The following is a 24,813-nucleotide window of genomic DNA, read 5'->3' on the forward strand; positions in this document are numbered from 1 at the left end:
AAGGAAAAATAAAATTTAAAATAATCATCGTAAGATTTTATAGAAGTATTACTTTTGTTAGCTTACATTTTGCACAAAATTTGTCATTTTACTCCTTTGTAATTATACCAAACATCTAAGGCATCAAAGAAAGAGATGTTTTTATGGTTAAAAAAATGAATTTAGATCGGACTTTTATACTCAACTTGATTTTCCTACTCACCTCTATAGGTATATGTGGATGTACACAATATGTGTGCCCTGCTTATCAGAGTGCATTTTTAGCTACACAAGAAGATGCTGATTACTTCTTTAGCTATTATCAAGATGATAGTATATTATTTCAGAACGATTTAATGGCTAGTAGAGATAAATCATGGAATGGGCTTGTACAGGCAAGGCCGTATGCTATTGGTCTACCACCCGTGAGACCATCTCGAAATCAGAACTACCCAAAAGTTATTTTACAGAAAAAACTAAGGATTATACCTGACACAGCACTAGAAGTGATAAAAGATAGTACCTTTTATCTGAACTCTAGTAGTGAAGGTGATGATGTAACAATAGATGAGCTTCCTTTGGATGACTTCGTATCTGAAGAAGAAAGCAAAGAAATCGCTACTGATGAGGATGAATCAAATAGCATTATTGTAGAAAATGCAGATTCATTAGATATTAATTCTGGTCCTCCAATGCGATATGACCAATATTATTACATGAAAAACTATGGCTTAGCATTACTTGAAGCTGATTCTTTAAGACAAGCCGCTAAAGCCGATAGTTTGGCCGCTAAGAATAATACATCTCCAGATTCATTAATACTTAATCCAAATCGTAAAAAATGGCAATTCTGGAAACCAAAATATATTCAACCAGACAGTATTTCAAATACAAACTTATCAGATAGTATCACTACCGAAGGTGTTGATGAAAACAAATTTGGCTCTGGTCTATTCAATAACTCTGGTGAAGAAGAAGAACCCGTAAAAGTTCCTTCTTCAGAAAATGAAGAAGACTGGTAGTTAATACTTATGATAAAGTTTAATATTTATTAAAACTCATTTAAGAATCCATGTTAAAAGTACTTTTGTAAGGCTAAACTATTATCCCAACATGGATTATTTTTTTTATTTCTGTAGATTTATATTAAAATTATGATTCGTTCGTTACTTCATTGTAATAAGATCCTTTTTATATAGATTAGGACGGATAGGAATAGGGCTCGTTTGAAATGGCAAAGATTAAATATTATTACGATACTGAAACTTGTAGATATGAGAGAGTAAAAACATCTACAGGTGACATTGTTCTCAACACGATAGGAATTTTATTCCTGTGTTCATTATTTGGTATTCTCTTTTCTGCAATACACTCTTCATATTTCCCTTCTGCTAAAGAAGTTCAGCTTATAAAAGAAAATGAGGAGATGGCATACCATTACGAACGTATGCACAAAGATCTTGAAGGGGCTCTAAACATGATGAATACATTACAAGATCGTGATGATAATATTTATAGAGTTATTTTTGAGGCAGAACCAATCCCTTCAAACATTCGCAAAGGTGGTACAGGAGGAAGTGAGAAATATAAAAACCTGCTAAAAAATGAATCAGGCAGAGAAGATCTTATAATAGATGCACAGAAAAAACTAGACGATCTTAAAAAACAAATGTATGGGCAAACTAAGTCCTACGATGAAATCGCTAAGTTAGCAGCTAACAAATCTAAAATGCTAGCATCTATCCCTGCTATTCAACCTGTTTCCAACAAAGACCTTAAAAGACTCTCATCTGGCTTTGGTAGAAGACTTCACCCAATTCTTAAAACATGGAAAAAGCATGAAGGTGTTGACTTCTCAGCAGAAAGAGGTACTCCTATTTATTCAACAGGTGATGGCGTTGTAAAAACTGCTAGAAAATCTTCTGGAGGATATGGTTGGCTTATTGAAATAGATCATGGATTTGGCTACAGAACTAGATATGCTCACATGTCTCGTTTTGATGTGAAGAAAGGTGATAAAATTAAACGTGGCCAAAGAATTGGTGCTGTGGGTAACACAGGACGCTCAACTGCTCCTCACCTTCATTATGAAGTGATTTACAAAAACAAGAAGATCGATCCAGTAAACTTCTTTACAAAAGATCTTACTCCTGAACAATACGATGAGCTTAGAAAAATGGCTGCTGTAGAAAACCAATCTCTAGAATAGCCAATATTCATACACCTTAAATATCTTGTTTAATACTTACAGATGCCTATGATAGCTTTCTACTTTATCTAAACTATCTTTTTTACATGTCTATCAAACTATTAAGATATACTTCTATTTTAACTGTAATATTACTTTGCAGTAGCTTTTATCATTCAAATGCTCAAAATAGATGGGAAGTAGGAGGAGGACTAGGCGCTACAAACTACACAGGAGACCTTGCCCCAACCTTTGACTTTGGTAATACTCGATTTGGTGGTACTTTCTATGGAAGGTATTATTTGAACAAATACACCAATCTCAGAAATACATTTGGTATCAATTGGATTCATGGAGATGAATCAGGAATTGATGATCCTATAAGTCAAATTCGTCAAGCGTCTTTCGATAACCTTTCTATTGACTTAAGCTCCGCTATAGAATATCATTTCCTACCCTTTAGAACTACTCGAAAAAAAAGAGATATGACGACACCCTATGCTTTTCTAGGTTTGGGTTTTAGTTATGTTTGGCCTTTAAATCAAAGCAGCGCCACGGGAGATGTACCTTTTGAAGGAAATGCTTTTGTTCCTTATATCCCATTAGGTTTTGGAGTAAAACGAAAACTGAACACTCATTGGGATTTTGGTGTAGAAATCATGACTCATCTAATTATGAGTGATAGAAGTGATGGAATCAATGGTTCTTCAACACCCGATACTCCTTTATTAAACTTCCAATCTAATAGAAATGATAAGAACATGTATTTAGGTTTCTATTTTTCTTACCATTTCTATGAGGTCATCTGCCCATCTCCTACGCTAAAAGTATTCTAGTTTTGTTTTAATTTATATTTAAACCTCAAACTATTACTTACAACTGAGATTGAACTAAGAGACATTGCTAAAGCGCCAATCATTGGGCTTATGATATAACCAATTGGGAGATATAATAAGCCCATTGCTATTGGAATTGCAATGCTATTATACAAAAAGGCAAAAAAGAGGTTTTGTTTTACAGTACTCATACTTTCCTCCGAGATTCTGAAAGCATAAGGTAATTTTGAAATATCACCGTGCATCATTGAAATTGATGCAGTTTCAATAGCAATATCAGTTCCTGAAGAAAGAGATATTCCGACATCTGCTTGAGCTAAAGACGGTGCATCATTTAAACCATCCCCCACCATAGCAACAACTTTTTTTTGTTCTTGCAATTTCTCTATAAAAGAAAGTTTTTCCTGTGGTAGCACTTCTGCTACAATCTGATCGAGACCAATTTTATTTGCAATAATTTCAGCATTTTGACGACTATCCCCTGTCAGCATCCATTGAGCTTTATCTAAGCTTTTTAATTCTGACACTAGAACTTTACTCTCCTGCCTAATTTCATCTTCAACACTTACAGTACCTATAATATGATCATTCTTAGCTATAAAAATAGAGGCACTATCATAATTAGCATATGAGATTCTATATTCTTCAAATAAACGCTTATTCCCGATTAGATAATAATCACCTTTATACTCAGCCTTAACGCCTTTCCCTACTACTACTTTAAACTGATCTAATATTAGTTCATTAGATTTCCCTTCCAAAAAAGAAACAATGGCCTTTCCGTAAGGATGTTCAGATTGCTTTTCAATACTAAAAATAACATCTAATAGAGTTGAAATATCATCAGACTTAATATTGGATTCCCAATCAATACTTTTAACAACTGGAACACCTTTTGTCAAAGTCCCTGTTTTGTCAAAAACAATCGAATCGACTTCTCTTAATTTCTGAAGACTTTCTGCATCCTTAAAAAGAATTCCGTTTTCAGCACCTAAACCAATCCCCACAGAAACAGCTGTAGGAGTTGCTAACCCTAAAGCACATGGACATGATATAATCAAAGTTGTCACAAATGTTGAGAGCGCAAAAGCAAAGCTTTCTCCCATGATGAAGAACCAGATTACAAATGCTAATGTGGCAAGACTAATTACAGTTGGTACAAAAACACTCGATATTCTATCAGCTAATTTTTGAATAGGAGCTTTACTTCCTTGTGCATTTTTCACCATTTCGATAATACTAGATAGAAAAGTATCTTTACCAACTTTATCAGCAATCATCATAAAGGCTCCTTCTTGATTTAAGGTACCTGCAAACAGAACCTCTCCTCGTTCTTTATAAACAGGCACAGGCTCACCTGTAAGCATACTTTCATCAATTGTACTTTCTCCTCTGACCACTCTCCCATCAACAGGAATCTTCTCACCAGGTCTAATCTGTATTCTGTATCCTTTCTGAATATCTTCAATCGCCATTTCAACTTCTTCTCCATTTAGTATTACAGTTGTTGTACTAGGGTTGAGTTGAAGTAATTTCTGGATAGCATTTGAAGTTTTCGTCTTTGCTCGTTTTTCTAAATACTTTCCAACTAAGATCAAACTGATGATCATTGCTGAGGCTTCGTAATAATAGCCATTATTTACCTCTTGAAAGTAGGTCGGGAAAACTGTCAGTAAAAGACTGTAGAAAAATGCAGTGAAAGCACCTAAAGCGACTAAAGTATCCATATTGGTACTTAAGTTCTTGGCTTGCTTTATTGCTCTGCTAAAAAATCCTCTACCGGCTCCAAATACAATTGGAGCACTCATAACAAGTAAAATATATTCTTTATGGGGAATAGAAATTGGCCCCATACTGATAAACATCATAAGAAGAGAGGAGAAAAGTGAAAGTATGAGTACCATCTCATCAGATAAAATCTGATCTTTTTTTGTATTTTTTTTCCCCTCCCCAATTACATAACCTAAACCTTGAATGCTGCGTTCTATTTTCTCTACAGGAAAGATATTTTCATCAAACTCAACATAAACTGAATCAGTAGCAAAACTTGCCTGTACACTTTTTACTCCTAACTCCTTTTTCAAATTCTTCTCAATCGTATTAGCGCAAGCTGCACAAGTCATTCCGCTAACTGAAATCGTTTGTTTAGTCATCTTTTTCATTCTCGGTTTAGAGTTATTACAGCTTAGAGTTCTGCCACAAAAGAGGCTTTGAATCCTGCATTTTCCAATATAGAAAGTACACCTTCTATATTTAGATCATCTTCTACAGTTACATCTAATAATTTATCGTCAACGTCTGTATTTACTTTCCATTCTACTATACTAAACTCTTCATTTAGGAATGGACTAACTTTCTTAATACAGTTTCCACAGTTAATATTCGTCTTAAATTGGTATGTTTTCATATCAAATTCATTTTAATAATATCTATAATGCTACAAAGTTGAGGATATTTTGACATACTTCAATTATAGAATTTACACTTTGAGGTATAAGATTTTGATCTAGAATCGAAATAAAAAAGGCTTCCAGTCACTAAGACTGAAAGCCAATTATATGTTTGATGTATTCTCTGAGTTATACGGAAGGATTTAGCATATCATTAATTTGAGATGTACGCTTCTTATTTTTTTGGTAGCTCTTATACCAAAACCATGCGATGGTAGCAATCAAAATGTAAGGCATCATCATTAGATAAAGAATACCAGTATTTAATCCTGCACCTACAGAGCTTTCTCCTGAGCTTAAATTAGTTTCTACTGTTGCTCTACACATTGCACATTGTGCAAAAGTCTGAGCTTGCCCAAAGAGAAATAAAATAGTTAATGCGATTAATCTGTATAATGTTTTCATAGTAAACTTGGGCTTAATGGTAATAAGGACTAATCATCAAGTAAACAACCACCCCTGTAATAGCAACATATAACCAAATTGGAAAAGTCCACTTTACTATTTTGGTATGTCTTTTTAATTGATTAGTGAAAGCGAAATATATAGCTAAAAGAACTAATGGCACTACAACTGTAGAAAGCAGAATATGTGATAGAAGAATTACTAAATAAACTACTCTCATCGTTCCTACTTGAGCCTTTTCAGCATCTGTAACTACACCATTATGGTCAATGTCACCAAATAATGTAGGAGCTCCTTGAAAGTGAAATACAACATAAGATATCAAGAAAATTGAACTAAGGACAAAAGCCGACATCATCATGATTCTGTGCAAATCTTGCTTCCCTGTCTTTATCGCCCAAAAACCTACCATCAATGAGATCGCACAACCTGTGTTCATCATTGCATTCAGTCTTGGTAGAAAAGACACATCCAAATCTCCTAATTTACCTGTTTGAGGTATAAATAATAGAAATGCTACAGCCAGTGGAATTGCTACCGAAAGAACTCCGATAATCCAAAGGTATTTCTTTTCCTGTGTTGCGTTTATCGTACTCATCGTCTTGTTAATTATTTGTATTCTAACATCAGAATTTGAATCTCATTAATTAAGCGGTCTACATCCTCTCTATCTGTTCCGCTATAAATACCTCTTATTCTCTTCTCTTTATCCACCAAGACAAAGGTGTCTTTATGAATAAATGCATTTGGGTCTTCTTTGACATTCTGTGCTGAGATGAAATATCCACAGCTTGCCAAATCATAAAGGTCTTCTTTTGTTCCGGTCAGGAAAGTCCACATATCGGTATCAGCTCCTATACGTTCAGCATAAGCTTTCATCGCTTCTGGTGTATCTCGTTTAGGGTCTACTGTATGTGAAATAATTTTGACATCAGGGTTATTTTTGAATTTATCCTGAATTCGCAACATCTCAGACGACATAGCAATACAAATGTCTGGACAGTTTGCGAAAAAGAAATCTGCCACATAGATTTTCCCTTCAGTGATAGCTTGGGTAACAGTATCTCCTTCTTGATTGATCAATTTGTAATTAGGAATTCTTGGAACTCCATCAATCTCATTTGGCTCACAATTCACGCTTTTCATTTTGTAAACCTGCAACTCAGCAGGATTCTGTAAACGAAATTCACTCTCGCCAAATTGATTCAAGAATAAAAAAATCAAAGCGGGTAAACCCAGCAATATGAATAAGAAAATCCACTTATTTTTCATAAGACAGTTTTAATCAGTTCAGTTTATACAGTATGTTTGAAATTCTCTCTTAAATACAACTCAAAAAAAAGAAAACCTTCCCTAAAATTCTGTATTTTTTCACAAAAAAAGGTTTAGCTACAGACAATGCAACTAAACCTAATCTTTTTATCTTTTCATTTGCTTATCCCCAGATAGAAGCAATTGCTTTTAGTACTGCACCACCTTCCAAGAAAAGAGCTACAAGTAACCAAATCAAAAATGCTAAAGGATAAACAACTGTTCTTTGCAAGAATTTAACTTCATGACCTAAGTGCATGAACTCACTCATGATATAGTAAGCTTTCACCAATGTCATAATCACAAAAGTGATGTTTAAGAACAATCTATCCCAAGAATCAGGATATATAAAAGCGAACAAGAATTCGATAGCTGTGATTACGGCTAGATAACCAGCTACTTTCCAAATTTTACGTACGTTTGCTTTCTTTTGCTCTTCCATTGAAAGCGTAGAATCAACATTTGCCATAATATAAGGTGCGTTAGTTTTGTTAGACTAAGTAGAAGAATGTAAATACGAATACCCAAACAAGGTCTACAAAGTGCCAGTAAAGACCTACTTTCTCAACCATTTCGTAATGACCTCTTCTCTTGTAAGTACCCACTACTACATTATAGAAAATAATGATATTGATGATCACACCAGAAGTAACGTGCAATCCGTGGAATCCTGTAATGAAGAAGAATAAATCAGCGAAAAGCTGTGGTCCATATTGGTTTTCTAAAAGGTTTGCTCCAAAAATTTGGATACCATCACGCATTACACCTGCATCAGAACCATGAATGAAGTGAGACCACTCCCAAGCCTGACATCCTAAGAATGTAGCACCACCTACGATAGTCCAAAGCATCCATTTCTCAACTTCTTTATGAGCGTTTCTGTTACCAGCCTCTACAGCCAATACCATAGTCACACTACTAAGAATCAAGATAAAGGTCATTAAACCTACAAATACCAATGGCATATCTACTCCATGGAAGAATGGAAATGCGTTAAATACCTTTTCAGGAATTGGCCAGTATAAGTCTTGTGAAGAAGTCGCAAATTCAAAAGCAGAATAAGCACCTTCATAAGCTGGATGCATATAACGGATAATTCCGTACGTAATCAAAAGTGCAGAAAACGTAAAAGCATCCGATACTAGAAACCACCACATCATCAATTTTCCGTAGCTTGCCTTAAATGGCTCAGCCGCACCATCCCAATGTGTCACTTTAGGCTTCTTTCCAACAGTAACCGTCGACATATAAAAAAAAGTTTTAGAGTTATGAGAATTAGAGATATCTATTGGTTTTAACTAAAAGCTTATCTCAATGCTACAAAAGAACGAGGCTTTTAGGTAATTGTCAATATTTTTTAATGACTTTTATTATCTTTTTTTCGATTTGGCCCAAAAAAATTATCGTTTGAGCAACAAAAAGACATATAAAAGCACCCAAAGTCCACCCAAGAAATGCCAGTAAGTTGCACACATCTCGATGTTTAGGATTCTTTTGGCATTAACATTATTAGATTTTACTACTGATCTTACCTGGAAGAAGACAATTAACAAATAAATCAGTCCAGTGATCAAGTGAAAAGCATGAACGCCTGTAAGAACATAAACAAACGATCCTGCTGGATTGGCAAATGAGAAGTGAACTTCAATATTTACTAGATCAGTCCAACCCATCCATTGAAGAGCAAGGAACAATGCCCCAAGTAAGAAAGTAACACCAACTCCTAAAGCTGTTTTCTTTGCATCATTTTTCTTTGCTTGTGCAACACTCCATTGCATGGAAAGACTACTCAATGCAATTACAGCTGTACTAGCGTATAATATATTTGGTAAATCAAAAACTAACCATTCACCTTCTGCCTGTCTCACGATATACGCTGAAATAAAGGCGGCAAAAAGCATCACGATACTTACAATAAGAAGCCATAGTACAAACTTTTTAGGATGTACTCCTTGAGATGTTGTCGTTGCAGTCATATTATCAGTTGTCATTGTGATTTCTTTTTTGTTTATACTTTATCAAGTACATAAATAATTTGTACGAGTGGCAGGTAAAATACCGATGCCAACATAATATTTCGAGCATCTTTGAAGCCTTGCTTCAACATCAGCTTTATATCAAAATAAAGGATTCCGAATACGCCAACGGCAGCAACTAAAGCCGAAATTGGGCCACTGATACCAATCGTATATGGCATGATAGCCAAAGGAATAAGTACCATGGTGTAAATCGTGATGTAAAAGGCTACATTAAAACCTTTTTTACCATCGTAAGGAAGCATTTGAATTCCCACTCTTTTGTAATCGTCATCTCCCATCCAAGCGATAGCCCAGAAATGAGGAAACTGCCAGATAAATTGGAAGCCAAACAGAATCCAAGCTGCAGCAGTAATTTCATTTGAATACGCTACCCATCCGATCATAGGTGGTAATGCACCCGGAAATGCACCAATCAATACACAGAAAGGAGAAACTCTTTTCATAGGTGTATAGACAAATGAATAAAGGATATGCGATAATACTGATAGTTGCATAGTCAGAGGGTTTGTCAAAAACCACAACACCGCAGAACCCACAACCAATAATAAAACAGCATAAATACGAGCCTGATTAGCACTCATTTTACCTGAAGGAATCGGACGATCTTTGGTTCTCTTCATCAAAGCGTCTGTATCTTTCTCATAAACTTGATTAAAGATATTCGCGCTTGATACAACTAAGAAACTACCAATGATAAGCCCTAAAAATGCTGTCAAGGAAAAATCACCACTTTGGTAGGCAAACAAGTAGCCGAAAGCACCCGAAAACACTACCGTAGTTGTCAGTCTAAATTTTAAGATTTGCCAATACGCTTTCCACACACCTGAAGATGAAGATGTGTCTTTTACGATTTGCTCCTCTATAATATGTTCTTCATTTAACGTTACCATATAAATGTTCTTTCAGTCTCAGCTATGACTTTCAAATTCCCATCGACATTTATTAGAAATAACTGATTAAAGCTCTTTTGGTTAACAAATAACTTCTGATTGAATAGTTGAATTGGCTTATACCGTTTCAGCTACTCGATTTGAAACTTGACTCACTTTCTGTTGAGAGAAATTGAATAGCAGTTTCATATAGAATTGTGCACTTAAAATCATTACAGCCATCAAAAGGTGTAATGGTTGTGCAAATTTTGGCATTCCTAAATATGTAAGTGCAACACCTGTCGCGATCTCTAAAAAGAGCAATACACCAATAGCCTTAGCGACAACTAAGATTCTTTGATCATTTGTATTCTTAAAAAGACCTCTGATCAACAATACATTTACAATTAGTAATAGAATACTGAAAGACCTATGAATATAGAATGGAACACCAAGCTCTTCTATCCACATATTTCTGTTTTCAGTTCCCATATTCTCAGCTACTACATCTACTAGCTCTCGAACTTCAATACCTAATGAAATTTGAATTGCAGACAATACACCCGCTACAAGTAAGAATGAGTTTAGCTTCTTGTATCCTTTCAATTCCTCTGCTTTCCAATTTGGTTTGTAAGATCTGTAAAGCGCATAGATCAAAGATAGTACTACACCTATTGCTCCAATCATGTGTCCACTTATGATGACAGGCTTTAGATTGTTTGCCACAACCACTGAACCTAACCAAGCATTGAATCCAATCAAAAAGAAAGCTAATAGTGTAAAGAAGAATACTACCTTATCTTTTTTGAGGTAAGAAGTTGAGAAAATAAGTGTGATGAATATTAAGATTCCGATAGTAGCACCTACTAATCGGTTAATAAACTCTGTCCAAGTTTTAAATGCTGAGAAGTCTGCGATCTCTTTTCCTTGTACTGCAAACTTTGTTTTATAATCGGATGGTAATTGGCTAATATCTGTTGGTGGAATGTATTCGCCAAAACACTTTGGCCAATCAGGACAGCCCATACCAGAACCCGTTGTTCTAACTATACTCCCTACCAAAAACAGGAAGAAAACTGCGCCTAATGTTATTAAAGCCATTCTCCTAAAACGTCTCCCTTTTGGATCTGAATTGACTTCTCTCATGTTTGAAAATGTTTGTTATGTTGTAAAATTAGAGAAGGGTATTGTAAAAAGCGAGGAAACTTATTGAAAAGAATGACAAAAGTTTCCTTTTTATTCAAAACCCTCATTTTCGCTTTCATTAATGTTGATAAAAATAGAATTGAAAAAGAGACGAATTGTTTAACGAAAGCGGTGTATTTCTTACTACTTTTTTAGTTTTTGGAAAGCATAAAGTGCCATAAAGCACAAAAAACTCTTTTCAGTCTGAATCTAACTGAAAAGAGTCCTTTATTTTATATTGAAATTAATATGCTACAATTACTGATTGGTTGCATTGAAAGCCATTCCCAAATCGAAAAACCCATAAGCATCTTGATATGACCTAAACAAATTACTCATGTAACGATCATAATTCTCAGCCATTGAAGTCATCACCTTTGCTCTGATCTTGGCATTATGCTCAAAAATATCATAGATATTCACTGTTGGGATCACATACAACTCACATTGATCTGAAAAACAAATAGCATTGTAAACTCTTTTTTTATCTTCCAACAACGCATTATCACCGAAAGCATCTGCTGTTTTCAAACGAGTCAACTCTTCAAACTTATCAGAAACATCCAAATTGAGGGCTACTACGCCCTTGTTCACTAAATACAATGCTTGGCTCGGGTCATTTCTAAAGAAAATCACTTCTCCCTTTTCATAATGTCTCGGGTACATGTATGGAAGAAACTCCGCAAGTTCATTTTCATTCAACTTCCTGAACAAGTAGTTCTTCTGAAGAAATCTGAACAAACGACGTTCATGTTTTGAATATGTTTTCTTAAAAGGGAATAGCATCTTATTGATTTATCTTTATTGCTTTTTCAAGCGAATCTGCAAAACAGTTTTGGTCTCACTTTTTACTTTAAAACGATCATCCATTCGGTGACCGATCACCCAACAAATATCTCCCCCACTTTCCAAAACCTTCACTTTTTGTTTTAAATTTCTCGGAACCTTCAAATCTGTAAGTACATCACTTACTTTCTTTCGATTCTTAAAGCCTAGAGGTTTCATTTTTTCTCCAGCTTGCCAATTTCGAATTCGCAGAGGGAAAGTGAGACGATCATAGTCTAAAGCCGCAATATAAGGAGATGTATCTAATTTCCATCTTTCTTTTGGTAAGACTTCAAATGTTAATTCCTCATCTGAAAGTTTCACATTTTGTAGTTCTTTACTGATTTCCAATTCAAAATCATTCCCTAACTCTTTTGGAGTCATCACCAAAAAGTCTCGGTCTTTTACTAGTGAATACTTTTCATTAAAAAACTCTTTACCAGAATGTTTTTCAAGAACAGATACCACCTGTTTTATTTGAGCATAGCTAAAACCATACTCTCTCAAAATATAATAGAGAAATGTTTCTTGTTCTTCGGTATCATAGTCTACCAAAGTTCTGAGAGAAAAGAAAAACGTTTCTCCTTGCCACCTGATTCCTTGAGACTTTACTCTTTCAACTTCTCTAAAGAAAATTTTCTCAACGCCTCTAATCCTATCTGCCGTTTCTTTTATTCCTAAAGTGACTGTCGGGTTTATTTTCTGGAGCAGTGGCGTCACTTGATTTCTGATCATATTACGAGCATATTTATTCGATGCATTCGACTGATCTTCTCTCCATTTCCAATTATTCTGAATTGCGAAAGCGGTCAAGCTATCTTTATCCGTAAATAAAAGTGGACGAATCAGCTTGTCTTTCTGAGGCAATATTCCATGTAACCCCTCAATTCCAGTACCTTTAGTCAAATTAAAAATCATGGTTTCCAGAACATCTGATGTATGGTGAGCTGTCAACAGAAAATCAAACTGATGTTCTTCCACTAACTTATCAAACCAATCGTACCTCAAATCACGGGCTGCCATCTGAATCGATTTTTGATGCTTTTCTGCGTAAGAATTTGTATCGAAACGAATGGAATGAAAAGGAACATTTAATTCTTCGGCTAAAGATTCTACAAACTTTTCATCTTTATCAGACTCCTCTGCTCTCAAAGAAAAATTACAATGGGCTATCGAAAAGTTGAAGTTTGCCATTTGTAGTAAATGGACCAATACGACAGAATCTACCCCTCCACTTACAGCTACAAGTAGCCTATGCTCCTGTGAAAAGAGTTTTTTTAAATTAATAAACGTTAAAAAGTCTTGTAGCATCTTTTTGTTATTATCATATGGAAAAGATTTCTGACTTATACTTCCTATTATTGCATTTGGACTGTCAATAAACCCTAAGCTTTTTTACATTCTAGTACTTATGGGTGTTTGGAAAATAGGCGTAAATTTAGGCCTTGGAAAATTGAATTCTTGAAAATGACGAAGAAACTTCTCAAAATATTGATTTTTTTACTGCTTTCATTCTGCGTGACTAGCACATATGCACAGAAGAAAAAGGGAAGTAAAGCTAGAATCTCGGCAGGTTCTGCAAAGGGTACTAAGATTAACGGAGAATCTTACACTCTGTTCAATTCCAAAAACGGGAAACGTGTAAAGATTAAACAGGGAACAAGTACAATTTGGTGTGATAGAGCTCGTCAGCACCGTAAAACAAACGAAGTTGTAGCTTGGGGAAATATCATTATTATCGATAAAACTACTAAAATTACTGGTGGCGACAGACTTGATTATGACCAAGAAGATGACGAAGTAATCATTACAGGTGATGAAGTTGTTTTGCTTGATGGTGACTCAAAACTTGTTACAGATAAATTATACTACTACGCAGAAACAAAAACTGCAAAATACCTTACAGGAGGTACTATTTACGATCTTGAAAAAAATCAGACACTAAAAAGTAGAGAAGGCTTTTTGAAAGGCGATGTCATGGAATTCTACTATGATGTAGAAATGGATGATGAAGAAAAGGATGAACACCTTCGTACAGAAAAGTTGATCTATAATAAAGTAACTGAGCTTGCCTCTTTTGACACAGAAACATTCATTCTATCTCCTGATGGAAAAGTTGCTGCAACAGAAGGAACCTACAATGCTGCTGATGGAAAAGTAAACTTTACAAGCAGTGCTCTCATTGAAAACGAAGATTATATCTTATCAGGAGATCATATCATAAGTAATAAAGAAACAGCTGAAAGTTATGCCGATGGTGATGTTATTTTCTTTAGTAAGAAAGATTCAGTTATCATCTATGCAGATTATCTAGAAAATGTAGACAACCAAACTCTTGCCTACGGAGATGCTTTGATGAGTAAACCTGTTGATGGAGATTGGAATAATATGTTCTATTTAGCTGCAGATACGCTATTTTCAGAAGAAGATACATTAGCTGAAGAAAGAACAATGCATGCATATCACAAAGTGAAATTCACTTCAGAAGATATGCAGGGAAAGTGTGATTCTTTGGTTTATTACATGACAGATTCATTAATGTACTTCTTCACAGACCCTATCATTTGGGCACAAGAAAGTCAAATGACTGCGGAAGTCATTCACACAAGAATGAAAGATGGCGGTATGGATCAGATGGTTTTAAATAAAAAAGCATTTGTAATTCAAGCCGACTCGATGGGTAACTACAACCAAACCTCGGGTAAAGTCATCACTTCTTATCTTGACGGGCAACGCATGGAGAAAATTGACATTAAAGGTAATGGAACAATCCTCTACTATGCCTATGATCAAGAAACAGGAAACCTTGATGGTTTGAACAGAAGTGCCTGTCCTGATATGTCCGTTTTTTTCAATGATGAAAATAAACTTCAGTATGTATCTCATAATACAAAACACAACTCGGTTTTCTTAAACCCAAGTAGTATTCGTAAACCAGACCGTTTCTTACCTGGTTACGATAACCGTTTTGATGAAATCCCTGAAAAAAAGGATATTGTAGACAGAGTTCGTGTTCGAAAAGAGTTGGATACAGACAAAGGGAAAGAGCCGCAGATTAATATCAAATTCCCAATGCAAGAGGAGAAAAAACCTATGTTAGATGCTCCAATTCCAATAGACTTAGAAATTAATACAGCTCTAGATAATAGATAATTATTTTAATTGATCAGATGAATTTTACAGCTATCGATTTTGAGACGGCTAACGCTCAAAGAAACAGTGTTTGTGCAGTTGGTATCACTAGAGTAGAAAATGGAAATATCACAGATTCTTTCAGTCAGCTCATTCGACCTGAACCCTGTAAATTTGATCTGATCAATATCACAGTTCATGGCATAAAGCCAGAAATGGTAGCAGAAGCACCAACTTTTGCTGAATATTGGGAAACAATGCTTCCTTACCTAAATAATCAACTACTGATTGCTCACAATGCACCATTTGACATGAGTGTACTAAGGGCTTCTATGAAACAATACGGTATTGTAAGCCCAGATATGTCTTATGCTTGTACAGTAAGATTGGCTAAGTTCTCCTATCCTACTTTAATAAACCATAAGTTAAATACTTTAGCTCATCATCTAGAGATTCCGCTGAATCATCACGACGCTGGTAGTGATGCTTATGCTTGTGCTGTTTTGGCACTTAGAATGGCTGAAAAAAGAGGTGTTGATAACCTACAGAAATTAGTAGCTAAAGAAGGAATGTACTTGGGTAAAATCTTCAGTAATGGTTATACACCATTTAGTAACAGGCCACAAAAACCTAAATTCGACAACACTTTATTCTAAAATTCACAATAAAGCGCCACAAGCAATTACAGTTGTTAACACACTGAAAAACGCTCCATTTGACCTTAATTCACTGGTTTACATCCTTAGATGTTATTATTTCGTGAATGCTAGGCACATATTGACTTTCTTCTTTTTATAAATGTAATTAAATAACTATTTTGTTGAACTTTTTTAGGAGGACAAAAAATTAATTGACCATGTTAGAGGCATTGAAGGCGTTGGATTTTATTCGACTAAACTTTTCTCAAGACACGCTATTCATACTGAATATTGCTTTGGCATTTATCATGTTTGGTGTAGCTCTTGAGATCAAAACAGAGCATTTTAAAGAATTATCGAAACGACCAAAATCGGTATTAACAGGAATACTTTCGCAATTTATATTGCTACCATCTTTGACATTTTTGATCACCATTGCCCTGCATGAATACATCACTCCATCAATTGCATTGGGGATGATTCTTGTAGCTTCTTGCCCTGGGGGAAATATATCAAACTTTATGTCAAATATGGCTAAAGGAAATGTAGCTTTATCAGTTAGTTTAACTGCATTTGCTACTTTTACTGCTACAGTTTTTACTCCTTTCAACTTTGCATTTTGGGGTAAATTATATATCCAATTCATCCAAAGTCAAGATGCAAATACGCTGTTAAGACCTTTGGAAATTAGTACATTTGATGTATTCCAAACAGTAGCTATCATTTTGGGTATTCCATTAGTTTTAGGAATGTTCATTTCATACAAATACCCTAAGCTGACACAAAAAATCATTAAGCCAATCAAACAACTTTCAGTAGTAATTTTTGCTGTTATTGTTCTGATTGCGTTCAAAAATAACTACCAACATTTCTTAGATCATATTCATTATGTATTCTTGTTAGTTCTCCTACATAATCTTGTGGCTTTGTTCTCAGGATTCTCAGTGAGTACTTTGTTCAAAGTACCAAGACACGACCGTAGAACGATCACGATCGAAACAGGAATTCAAAACTCAGGTCTAGGACTTGTTCTTCTATTCAACCCTAATATTTTCCCAGCTGATCTTCCACTTGGCGGAATGGCAACAATTACTGCTTGGTGGGGAATTTGGCATATCATTTCAGGATTAACAATTGCCTGGTTCTGGTCAAACAATCAAAAACTACAATCACTTATCACTGCAAAATGATCGAAAAGCTTATAAAATTTTCTTGGGGGTATGCGGTATTCAAAGCTTATGTAAATTTTATTCATAAGTATGTTCACTACCGTAAGATTGAGATTATTGGAGAAGAAAATTTGCCAAAAGATGGACCGATGATTTTCGTTTCTAACCATCAAAATGCTCTCATGGATCCTTTAGCTGTTGTACTGACAGCACCAGGACAACCTGTGAGTTTGGCTAGAGCTGATATATTTAAAAAGCCTTTATTTAGAAAACTACTCAATACATTAAAGATTCTTCCAATTTACCGTCAGAGAGACAAGGTAAATACTAAGGAAAAAAACGAAGAGATATTTGAGCTTTTGAGTCAAGTACTTTCTGCTGGTAAATCTATGGTCATTATGCCCGAGGGGAATAATGCAGCTGTAAGAAAGCTTAGACCTCTAAAAAAAGGATTTGCTAGAATTGCATTTAAAGCTGAATCGGAAAATAATTTTGATCTAAATATCAAAGTCATCCCAATGGGACTAGAGTACAGTTCATATACAAAAACTCGTTCCAAGCTTTACATCAAATACGGAAAACCATTATCTGTTAGTGAGTACGAGAATATTTGGGAAGAAAGTCCTGATAAAGCTACAACTAAATTGACATCCGATTTGAGTGATCGACTAAAATCAGTCATCATTAACCTTCCAAATCAAGAGGTACACAGAGTTTCATCTTTAGAAGTAGACCTAAAGTATGCTCCGAATAAACTGAACTTAGCACAACGTGAAGCCGCTTTTGAAGAGGCTGTAGAAAGATATTCTTCAGTACTTGAAAAGAATGAAGATGATCAACTCCAACAAAAAGTAAAAGAGATTGAAAACTCATTCAAAAAACTTGGAGAAATTCCTCAGCATTGGAATATGTTCAATACAAAGATTGGTTTTGGAGATATTCTCCTAACGGTTCTTTCTCTTCCTATTGCGGTATGGGGTTATCTTCATCATTCACCTTTAGTCCTTGTACACAACTGGTTAAATACGAAAGTCAAAGACAAAGAGTTTACGAGTACGTTTAAGCTCGCTGCAGCGGTATTCGTTTTGCCTATAGTCTACCTCATATTTTTAGGAGTTTCGTTTATTATTCCAGATTCAACACTTCAGCTGGCATACTTGATCAGTATTCCTCTAAGTGGAATCATTACATTTTCATTAGAAGAAAAGTATCTACATCTACTACTAAGAATTAAATCCATTTGGATGAGTAAAAACCCGAATTGGAAAAAAATAAAAGAACTAGAAGATCACTTATTTAATTAAGATAAAGAGAAGGCTATCACATTTTGATAGCCTTTTTTTGTAACAAATTGTACTTTAAAAACCTAGACAACCTAATTCTGCTAAAAGCATTCGAAAGTTTTTCATCCCCATCAAAAAGCTTCTACTTTTAAGACTTAACAAGAGAATAAACCCATGTACAAAGCTGATAAAGTGCTCTATGAAGCTCTCACCTATGATGATGTTTTACTTAGACCTGCTTTCTCTGGTATCTTACCAAGAGAGACAGATACAAGTAGTCTACTTACCCAAAATATAAAACTGAATATCCCATTTATTTCAGCAGCAATGGACACTGTTACGGAAGCAGAACTTGCTATTGCAATGGCCAATGAAGGAGGAATTGGTTTCATTCATAAAAATATGAGTATTGCTGAGCAAGCCAAACAGGTAAGAAAAGTGAAACGCTCTCAAAGTGGGATGATCTTAGACCCGATTACTTTATCTCCGAATAAATCACTTGCTGAAGCCAATCATCTTATGCAAGAATTCAATATTGGAGGTATTCCTATTGTAAATAAAAAAGGACTTTTAGTGGGAATATTGACAAATAGAGATATGCGTTTTCAGCACGATCTTGATTTAAAGATAAAAGATGTGATGACTAAAGAGCAACTGATCACTGCTGACGATGGAATTACACTTGAAGTAGCTGAAGGAATACTGAAAGAACATAAAATTGAAAAGCTCCCAATCGTTAGTAAAGACAATAAACTTATTGGTCTAATTACATATAAAGATATCTTAAAGAATCAGAACCGTCCGAATGCTTGTAAAGATGAATATGGGAGATTAAGGGTCGGAGCTGCGGTAGGAGTTACTTATGATGTCATAGATCGGATTGATGAATTAAAAGCTGCTGGTGTTGATGTAATCACAATAGATACTGCCCATGGACATTCAAAGGGAGTTATTGATACACTCAAAAAAGTGAAGAAGAAATATCCAGAGCTAGATACGATTGTTGGAAACATAGCTACTTCTGAAGCAGCCAAAGCCTTAGCAAAAGCAGGTGCTGATGCTGTAAAAGTTGGTGTTGGGCCTGGCTCAATTTGTACAACAAGGGTGATTGCTGGAGTTGGCGTCCCTCAATTATCAGCTGTATTTGAAACTGCTAAAGGATTAAAAGGCTCAAAAATACCATTTATAGCAGATGGAGGTATTCGTTTCTCTGGAGACGCTGTAAAAGCAATTGCGGGTGGTGCAAATACAGTAATGATCGGATCTATTTTAGCAGGCACAGAAGAAGCCCCAGGAGAAGTAATTATTTATGAAGGAAGAAAATTCAAAAGTTACCGAGGAATGGGCTCTTTAGAAGCAATGGATAAAGGCTCTAAAGATCGATACTTTCAAGATGTAGAAGATGATATAAAAAAGCTTGTTCCAGAAGGGATTTCGGGAAGAGTTCCTTACAAAGGAAAAGTACATGAAGTTATCTATCAGCTTACTGGAGGACTAAAAGCAGGGATGGGCTATTGCGGTTCGAGAACAATTAAAGATTTGCAACAAGCTAAGTTTGTGAAAATAACATCTGCTGGAGTGAAGGAGTCTCACCCGCATGATATCATGATTACTCGAGAAGCGCCAAATTATTCTGCCAAAAGATAATTTGTTAAAAAAAGCTCTATTTGTAACCTAATATTTTATAATCAGTATAGTACAATAAAGGATCACAACATTGCATATACTCTTTAAAAAGATAAGGCTACCATTTTGGTAGCCTTATTCATTTACAATCAATTCTTTATATCTATATCGCTAAGTTCTTTTTAGCTTCTGTAGCTTGTCTTGCAACTTGCCCGATTTCAAAGTTTTTTACAGCATCTTCATACAATGAATTCAGTCTGTTCTGTAAAGTTTCTGAACCTGCTACCAATGGTAATCTCACATCTTTACGACAAAGTCCAATGTTAGCTAAAGCTGTTTTAACTCCTACAGGGTTACCTTCAGCAAATAATGCTTCATTGAAATCTAACAGTGGATACATAGAAGCTGAAGCTTCTTTATACCTACCTTCCAATGCACTATTAATAACTCTAGAGTATTGTTCTGGCATTACATTTCCGATTACAGAGATCACACCATCACCACCTACTGAGATAATTGGAACTGTAAGCGTATCTTCACCCGAAAGGAAAATAAAGCTCTCATGTGTACCATGAATAATTCGCATTGCTTGGGTAAGATCACCTGCTGCATCTTTAATTCCTATAATATTTGGATGAGAAGATAGATCAATAACAGTTTCAGCTTCCATATTCACACCTGTACGGCTAGGTACATTGTACAACATAATCGGAAGTTCTGAAGCATCTGCAATAGCTCTATAATGTGCTTTAATTCCTTCTTGAGTAGGTCTCACATAATACGGACAAACAGATAAGATACCATCAACTCCTTCTAGGTCAAATTTTTCAATTCTTTCGATAACAGAATTGGTATCATTACCTCCTACCCCAAACATGATTGGTCTGTTATGAGGATTGTTATTGACAACATATTTAAGAACTGCTTGTTTCTCCTCAAATGAAAGAGTAGCACTTTCAGCAGTAGTTCCACTAACTACTAGAAAGTCTAAGTGAGAAGATGTATGTTCTAATAAGCCACCCAATGCATCAAAGTCAACTTGACCATTCTCTGTAAAAGGTGTTACTAAAGCAGCGGCAGTTCCTGTAAATGTTCTCATTTTATAATTGTTTATCTCTTGTATTACTGTGGTAAAAGTATTTGAATCAGTCTTCCTCTTCAAGTTTTCAGAGAAAGAAAACACAAATACAACATTTTGTTATATTTATAACTTATATTTGTTTATACGTAGTAATACAAAAGTAAGAATAATTATAACGCTATAATCAAATAAAATGATAACAGTCTCAGAAGCAGTCGAAAATTACATTCATCAATCCCCTTATTTGCTAGAGGCTATAACTGATGATATCATCAACTATACAGCCCTTGCTCGTAAAATAAAAGATGAAATTGAAGAAGAATTACATAAGGATATTCAAGTTGGTGCAATTGTGATGGCTCTAAAACGACTTAAGCCAAAACTCAATCGCCTTAATATACAAGATGAGGTTTTATCTTATGTAAATAAGATGGGAGAAATTATTGTCCGTTCAGACCTCATTGACTTTACTTTTAAAAATTCTGTAACACTTATACAGAAACAGCAAAAGCTACTTCGTGAGATTGAAAATATGAAGGATATTTTCCATGCTTCATCTAAAGGAGTTTATGAAACGAATATAGTTAGCTCTAAAAAGATAGAAGATATTGTTGAAAATATTTTTGGAAGTGAAGAACTCCTCCATAAAACAGAAAAGCTAGGAGCGATAACCATGCGCTTGCCTGCAGATAACATTACTGTACCGGGTATTTATTACTATATCTTAAAGAAGATTGCTTGGGAAGGAATAAACATTTCTGAAGTTGTATCGACAACAAATGAGTTCACGCTAATCATAGATCAGAAAGATGTAAACAGAACTTTTAGTTTACTTCATAATATGACTCAGCAATAAAAAATAGCTTAGGCTACAGATTATTTGTAGCCTATTAACAATTTATTTTAAATGAAATAAAATTCTGTTTTTTAACTAAATATCCTCATTCATTAAAGAAGAGTGAAACATACCCATAACATTATTCACTCATTTAGAATATTCCAAATTTTATTTTAATCGTAGATCAACGCACACACTGTTAATACATACAAATAATCCTATTTATTAGGAGAATTGGTCAAAATGATCATGGTTTTTGCATAATAACAAAGTATAAAACTATACCAATTAGACCAATTAAATTATGAATTCTCTAAGACCTATTTCGAAATTTACCGTAACAGCTTTTTTCCTTATTTTCTCTTTATTTCTTTCATCATGTACGATTACAAAACCAGGTAAAGAGTTTTATGATATCAATACTAGAGATCGAGCGATGAAAAAGCACTCAAAACTACTCGTAAAAAAGAAGAAGATAGCAAAGAAAAAGAGGGGATATTAATTCAACTCTTTTAAAACATAATCCTTACTATCAAACTTTCTAACCACTAAAAGTCTCAGTGTATTTTTATTAAAAGATCACTGAGACTTTTTCTATAAATCCAAAACCAAGCTCCTCTCGAACAATGCTTGATTCTTCACTAGAGTCACATTTTACTTCTACCCTAATTTATTTTGAATTTCACTTGAAAAAAGACATCTGTTATACTTTTCAGTGAGTATTAATTACTTTAAACTAAACTTAGCACAAACGACAATGAGAGTAAAAATTAGAATATACTTTCTGTATTTCATCATATCAATCGCCTTATTTAGCTGCCATACCAAAAGCTTAAAAGAGCAATTTGGTGTAAAGACAGATTACACACAATTTGTCAACCCATTTATTGGAACTGATGGTACTGGCCATACTTTCCCAGGCCCTACTATGCCTTTTGGGATGGTTCAACCTGGACCTGACAACGTAAATACGGGTTGGGATTATACATCTGGTTATCAATTAAAGGATTCTACAATCCTAGGGTTTTCTCAAACAAGAGCTAGTGGCACAGGCATTAGTGAATTTGGAGATATCCTCTTGCTACCTTTTGTAGGTGATAAAAAAGAGTTGAAATCTAAAAAAATTAAAGAAGAAGCTGAAGTTGGCTTTTATTCTGTTTTACTTGACGACTCTACACAAGTTGAGCTTACAGCAACCAACCGAGTTGCTCTGCATCGATATACATTCCCCTCAAACAATAACACTAAAGTATTAGTAGACCTACAACATGGTCTTCGTTTTATCACAGACTCATTAGTGCTAGAAAATGAAACAAATGTAGAGAACAACCATACAATTTCAGGCTACACACATACTAAAAATTGGGTGGAAAGAAAGTACTTCTTTGTCATTGAGTTTGATAGAGACTTTAATGAATACACCAAATTACCAAAACAACCAAAAGAAGCTGCACCAAGATTTATCCTCAACTTTGAATTGGGGGAGGCAAAACAACTTAGAGCACGTATTGCCTTATCTACCGTAAGCGTTGAAGGAGCAAAACGAAATTTGGAGGCTGAACTAAACCATTGGGATTTTGAACTTGTACACCAAGATACTAAAAAAGAGTGGAATAAATACCTCAGTACAATTGATATAGAAGCAGGCCAAGAACAAAAAGAGATATTCTACACAGGCATGTATCATCTTTTCACTCAGCCTAACAATATTGTTGATATAGATAGTAAATATAGAGGGGCCAATGACTCCATCGCGATTGCTCAAAACGGGGAGTATTTTTCAACCTTATCCCTTTGGGATACTTATAGAGCTGCACATCCGCTATACACAATTATCACACCTCAAAAAGTTGATGGATTTGTACAAACTATGCTTGCCCATCACAAGGCAAAAGGCTTTTTACCAATCTGGACAGCTTGGGGACAAGAAAACTTTTGTATGATCGGAAATCATGCTATACCAGTAATTACCGATGCATACATAAAAGGGTTTAAAGGATTTGACCCAAATGAAGCTCTAGATGCTATGGTTAAATCTACATCTGAAAACCACCTCAACTCAGATTGGCAGATGTATAACAAATATGGATATTATCCTTATGATCTCATCGATAACGAATCTGTTTCAAGAACGCTAGAAAGTGGCTTTGATGACTATTGTGTTGGACTTTTGGCTGAAGAGCTTGGTGAAAAGGCACTTGCTCAGACGTATTATACCCGTGCTAGTTATTACAAAAATCTGTTTGATCCGTCTACAAACCTGATGAGAGGAAAAAGCACCAAAGGAAAGTTTCGCGTTCCTTTTGACCCAATCATGCCGACTTCACCAATGAATAACCCTGGAGACTATACCGAGGCTAACGCTTGGCAATACTCTTTTGCCTCTACTCAATTCGATCCAGAAGGATTAGTAGACTTGGTTGGTGGAAAAGAAAAATTCACAAAACATTTAGATAAATTCTTCACTATTCAAGGAGAAGGAGTTAGTAAACACCTAGGGCAAGAAGCCCTGATCGGTCAATATGCACATGGCAACGAACCAAGTCATCATATCGCCTATCTCTACGCTTACTCAAGCGAACCTCACAAATCGCAAGATTACATCAGACAAATCTATTCTCAGTTTTATGACAACACACCAACAGGTATCACAGGAAATGATGATTGTGGTCAAATGAGTGCTTGGTATATTTTCAGTACATTAGGCTTCTACCCTGTTAACCCAGCCAATGGTGAATTTATTTTTGGGGTTCCACAAGTAGAAAAAGCTACAATTAACTTACCTGAGGGGAAAACCTTCATAATCGAAAATAATAAGTTGCAAGAAGGCGAGTATAGCTCAAAGATCACACTCAATGATAGCATTCTTGATCAAATATTTATTGACTATAAAGATATCATGAAAGGTGGTACTTTAAAGTTTGAATAGTCAGAATAAAATCCATTAGAAAAAAATCAT

24 protein-coding genes are annotated in these 24,813 nt (G+C 35.0%); 11 read left to right on the forward strand and 13 right to left on the reverse strand.

All coding sequences use genetic code 11. From position 1 onward, the window contains the following. The first annotated feature begins 155 nt into the window (after nucleotides 1-155). From BC781_RS07695 to porG, 3 genes are all read left to right on the forward strand, one after another. Nucleotides 156-1,001: a hypothetical protein gene (locus BC781_RS07695; protein ID WP_146201646.1), complete on the forward strand. Its 846-nt coding sequence runs from the start codon at nucleotides 156-158 to the stop codon at nucleotides 999-1,001. 209 nt (nucleotides 1,002-1,210) lie between these two features. Then, the gene (locus BC781_RS07700; RefSeq protein ID WP_109616663.1) at nucleotides 1,211-2,188 is read left to right on the forward strand and encodes a M23 family metallopeptidase; all 978 of its coding nucleotides are present in this window, start codon (nucleotides 1,211-1,213) and stop codon (nucleotides 2,186-2,188) included. An 86-nt stretch (nucleotides 2,189-2,274) separates the two neighbouring features. Continuing rightward, the gene (gene porG / locus BC781_RS07705) at nucleotides 2,275-3,003 is read left to right on the forward strand and encodes a type IX secretion system protein PorG (RefSeq protein ID WP_109616664.1); all 729 of its coding nucleotides are present in this window, start codon (nucleotides 2,275-2,277) and stop codon (nucleotides 3,001-3,003) included. On the opposite strand, the gene BC781_RS07710 is transcribed toward porG, so the two are convergent. The 12 genes from BC781_RS07710 to tilS form a co-directional block, all read right to left on the reverse strand. Then, the gene (locus BC781_RS07710; RefSeq protein WP_109616665.1) at nucleotides 3,000-5,165 is read right to left on the reverse strand and encodes a heavy metal translocating P-type ATPase; all 2,166 of its coding nucleotides are present in this window, start codon (nucleotides 5,163-5,165) and stop codon (nucleotides 3,000-3,002) included. The two genes, porG and BC781_RS07710, sit on opposite strands and share 4 nt — an antisense overlap. A 23-nt stretch (nucleotides 5,166-5,188) precedes the next feature. Further along, entirely contained in the window at nucleotides 5,189-5,410 is a 222-nt protein-coding gene (locus BC781_RS07715; protein WP_109616666.1) for a heavy-metal-associated domain-containing protein, read from the reverse strand. A 172-nt stretch (nucleotides 5,411-5,582) separates the two neighbouring features. Then, a complete protein-coding gene (locus BC781_RS07720; RefSeq protein WP_109616667.1) occupies nucleotides 5,583-5,858 on the reverse strand; it encodes a hypothetical protein in 276 nt (91 codons plus the stop codon). A gap of 13 nt (nucleotides 5,859-5,871) precedes the next feature. Next, entirely contained in the window at nucleotides 5,872-6,456 is a 585-nt protein-coding gene (locus tag BC781_RS07725) for a DUF420 domain-containing protein (RefSeq protein WP_109616668.1), read from the reverse strand. Nucleotides 6,457-6,467: 11 nt separating this feature from the next. Further along, entirely contained in the window at nucleotides 6,468-7,130 is a 663-nt protein-coding gene (locus tag BC781_RS07730) for an SCO family protein (protein ID WP_245935595.1), read from the reverse strand. 163 nt (nucleotides 7,131-7,293) lie between these two features. Beyond that, the gene (locus BC781_RS07735; RefSeq protein ID WP_109616669.1) at nucleotides 7,294-7,638 is read right to left on the reverse strand and encodes a cytochrome C oxidase subunit IV family protein; all 345 of its coding nucleotides are present in this window, start codon (nucleotides 7,636-7,638) and stop codon (nucleotides 7,294-7,296) included. Between the two features lie 22 nt (nucleotides 7,639-7,660). Further along, nucleotides 7,661-8,416 carry a cytochrome c oxidase subunit 3 gene (locus tag BC781_RS07740; RefSeq protein ID WP_109616670.1) on the reverse strand — a complete coding sequence of 252 codons (756 nt, stop codon included), beginning with the start codon at nucleotides 8,414-8,416 and terminating at the stop codon, nucleotides 7,661-7,663. A gap of 153 nt (nucleotides 8,417-8,569) precedes the next feature. After that, nucleotides 8,570-9,160 carry a cytochrome c oxidase subunit 3 gene (locus BC781_RS07745; RefSeq protein ID WP_109616671.1) on the reverse strand — a complete coding sequence of 197 codons (591 nt, stop codon included), beginning with the start codon at nucleotides 9,158-9,160 and terminating at the stop codon, nucleotides 8,570-8,572. Between the two features lie 17 nt (nucleotides 9,161-9,177). Next, nucleotides 9,178-10,098 (reverse strand): heme o synthase, encoded by a 921-nt coding sequence (gene cyoE, locus BC781_RS07750; RefSeq protein WP_109616672.1) that lies wholly within the window; start codon nucleotides 10,096-10,098, stop codon nucleotides 9,178-9,180. 117 nt (nucleotides 10,099-10,215) lie between these two features. Then, entirely contained in the window at nucleotides 10,216-11,223 is a 1,008-nt protein-coding gene (locus tag BC781_RS07755) for a COX15/CtaA family protein (protein ID WP_109616673.1), read from the reverse strand. A 297-nt stretch (nucleotides 11,224-11,520) separates the two neighbouring features. Further along, on the reverse strand, nucleotides 11,521-12,048 hold the full coding sequence (locus BC781_RS07760; RefSeq protein WP_109616674.1) for a cyclic nucleotide-binding domain-containing protein: 528 nt from the start codon (nucleotides 12,046-12,048) through the stop codon (nucleotides 11,521-11,523). Nucleotides 12,049-12,063: 15 nt separating this feature from the next. Then, nucleotides 12,064-13,398: a tRNA lysidine(34) synthetase TilS gene (gene tilS, locus BC781_RS07765; RefSeq protein ID WP_109616675.1), complete on the reverse strand. Its 1,335-nt coding sequence runs from the start codon at nucleotides 13,396-13,398 to the stop codon at nucleotides 12,064-12,066. 156 nt (nucleotides 13,399-13,554) lie between these two features. Between tilS and BC781_RS07770 the strand changes: the two genes are divergently transcribed. The 5 genes from BC781_RS07770 (at nucleotide 13,555) to guaB (ending at nucleotide 19,956) form a co-directional block, all read left to right on the forward strand. Beyond that, the gene (locus BC781_RS07770; protein ID WP_109616676.1) at nucleotides 13,555-15,240 is read left to right on the forward strand and encodes an OstA-like protein; all 1,686 of its coding nucleotides are present in this window, start codon (nucleotides 13,555-13,557) and stop codon (nucleotides 15,238-15,240) included. 17 nt (nucleotides 15,241-15,257) lie between these two features. Further along, complete coding sequence (locus tag BC781_RS07775) at nucleotides 15,258-15,875, forward strand: 3'-5' exonuclease (protein ID WP_109616677.1); 618 nt, start codon at nucleotides 15,258-15,260, stop codon at nucleotides 15,873-15,875. 200 nt (nucleotides 15,876-16,075) lie between these two features. Beyond that, the gene (locus tag BC781_RS07780; RefSeq protein WP_109616678.1) at nucleotides 16,076-17,047 is read left to right on the forward strand and encodes a bile acid:sodium symporter family protein; all 972 of its coding nucleotides are present in this window, start codon (nucleotides 16,076-16,078) and stop codon (nucleotides 17,045-17,047) included. Beyond that, nucleotides 17,044-18,330 (forward strand): lysophospholipid acyltransferase family protein, encoded by a 1,287-nt coding sequence (locus tag BC781_RS07785; protein WP_109616679.1) that lies wholly within the window; start codon nucleotides 17,044-17,046, stop codon nucleotides 18,328-18,330. The genes BC781_RS07780 and BC781_RS07785 overlap by 4 nt, the downstream gene beginning before the upstream one ends. A gap of 153 nt (nucleotides 18,331-18,483) precedes the next feature. After that, nucleotides 18,484-19,956 carry an IMP dehydrogenase gene (guaB, locus tag BC781_RS07790; RefSeq protein ID WP_109616680.1) on the forward strand — a complete coding sequence of 491 codons (1,473 nt, stop codon included), beginning with the start codon at nucleotides 18,484-18,486 and terminating at the stop codon, nucleotides 19,954-19,956. A gap of 142 nt (nucleotides 19,957-20,098) precedes the next feature. Here the strand turns inward: guaB and dapA are convergent, their stop codons facing one another. Next, nucleotides 20,099-21,034, reverse strand: a complete 936-nt coding sequence (gene dapA, locus BC781_RS07795) for a 4-hydroxy-tetrahydrodipicolinate synthase (RefSeq protein ID WP_109617958.1) — start codon at nucleotides 21,032-21,034, stop codon at nucleotides 20,099-20,101. A 175-nt stretch (nucleotides 21,035-21,209) separates the two neighbouring features. Here dapA and BC781_RS07800 point away from each other — a divergent pair, with 175 nt between their 5' ends. The 3 genes from BC781_RS07800 (at nucleotide 21,210) to BC781_RS07810 (ending at nucleotide 24,783) form a co-directional block, all read left to right on the forward strand. After that, complete coding sequence (locus BC781_RS07800; protein ID WP_109616681.1) at nucleotides 21,210-21,872, forward strand: aspartate kinase; 663 nt, start codon at nucleotides 21,210-21,212, stop codon at nucleotides 21,870-21,872. Nucleotides 21,873-22,158: 286 nt separating this feature from the next. After that, nucleotides 22,159-22,356 (forward strand): hypothetical protein, encoded by a 198-nt coding sequence (locus tag BC781_RS07805; protein WP_109616682.1) that lies wholly within the window; start codon nucleotides 22,159-22,161, stop codon nucleotides 22,354-22,356. 255 nt (nucleotides 22,357-22,611) lie between these two features. Then, a complete protein-coding gene (locus BC781_RS07810) occupies nucleotides 22,612-24,783 on the forward strand; it encodes a GH92 family glycosyl hydrolase (RefSeq protein ID WP_109616683.1) in 2,172 nt (723 codons plus the stop codon). Nucleotides 24,784-24,813: the final 30 nt, after the last annotated feature.

The organism is Sediminitomix flava (assembly GCF_003149185.1).
Taxonomy (GTDB): domain Bacteria; phylum Bacteroidota; class Bacteroidia; order Cytophagales; family Flammeovirgaceae; genus Sediminitomix; species Sediminitomix flava.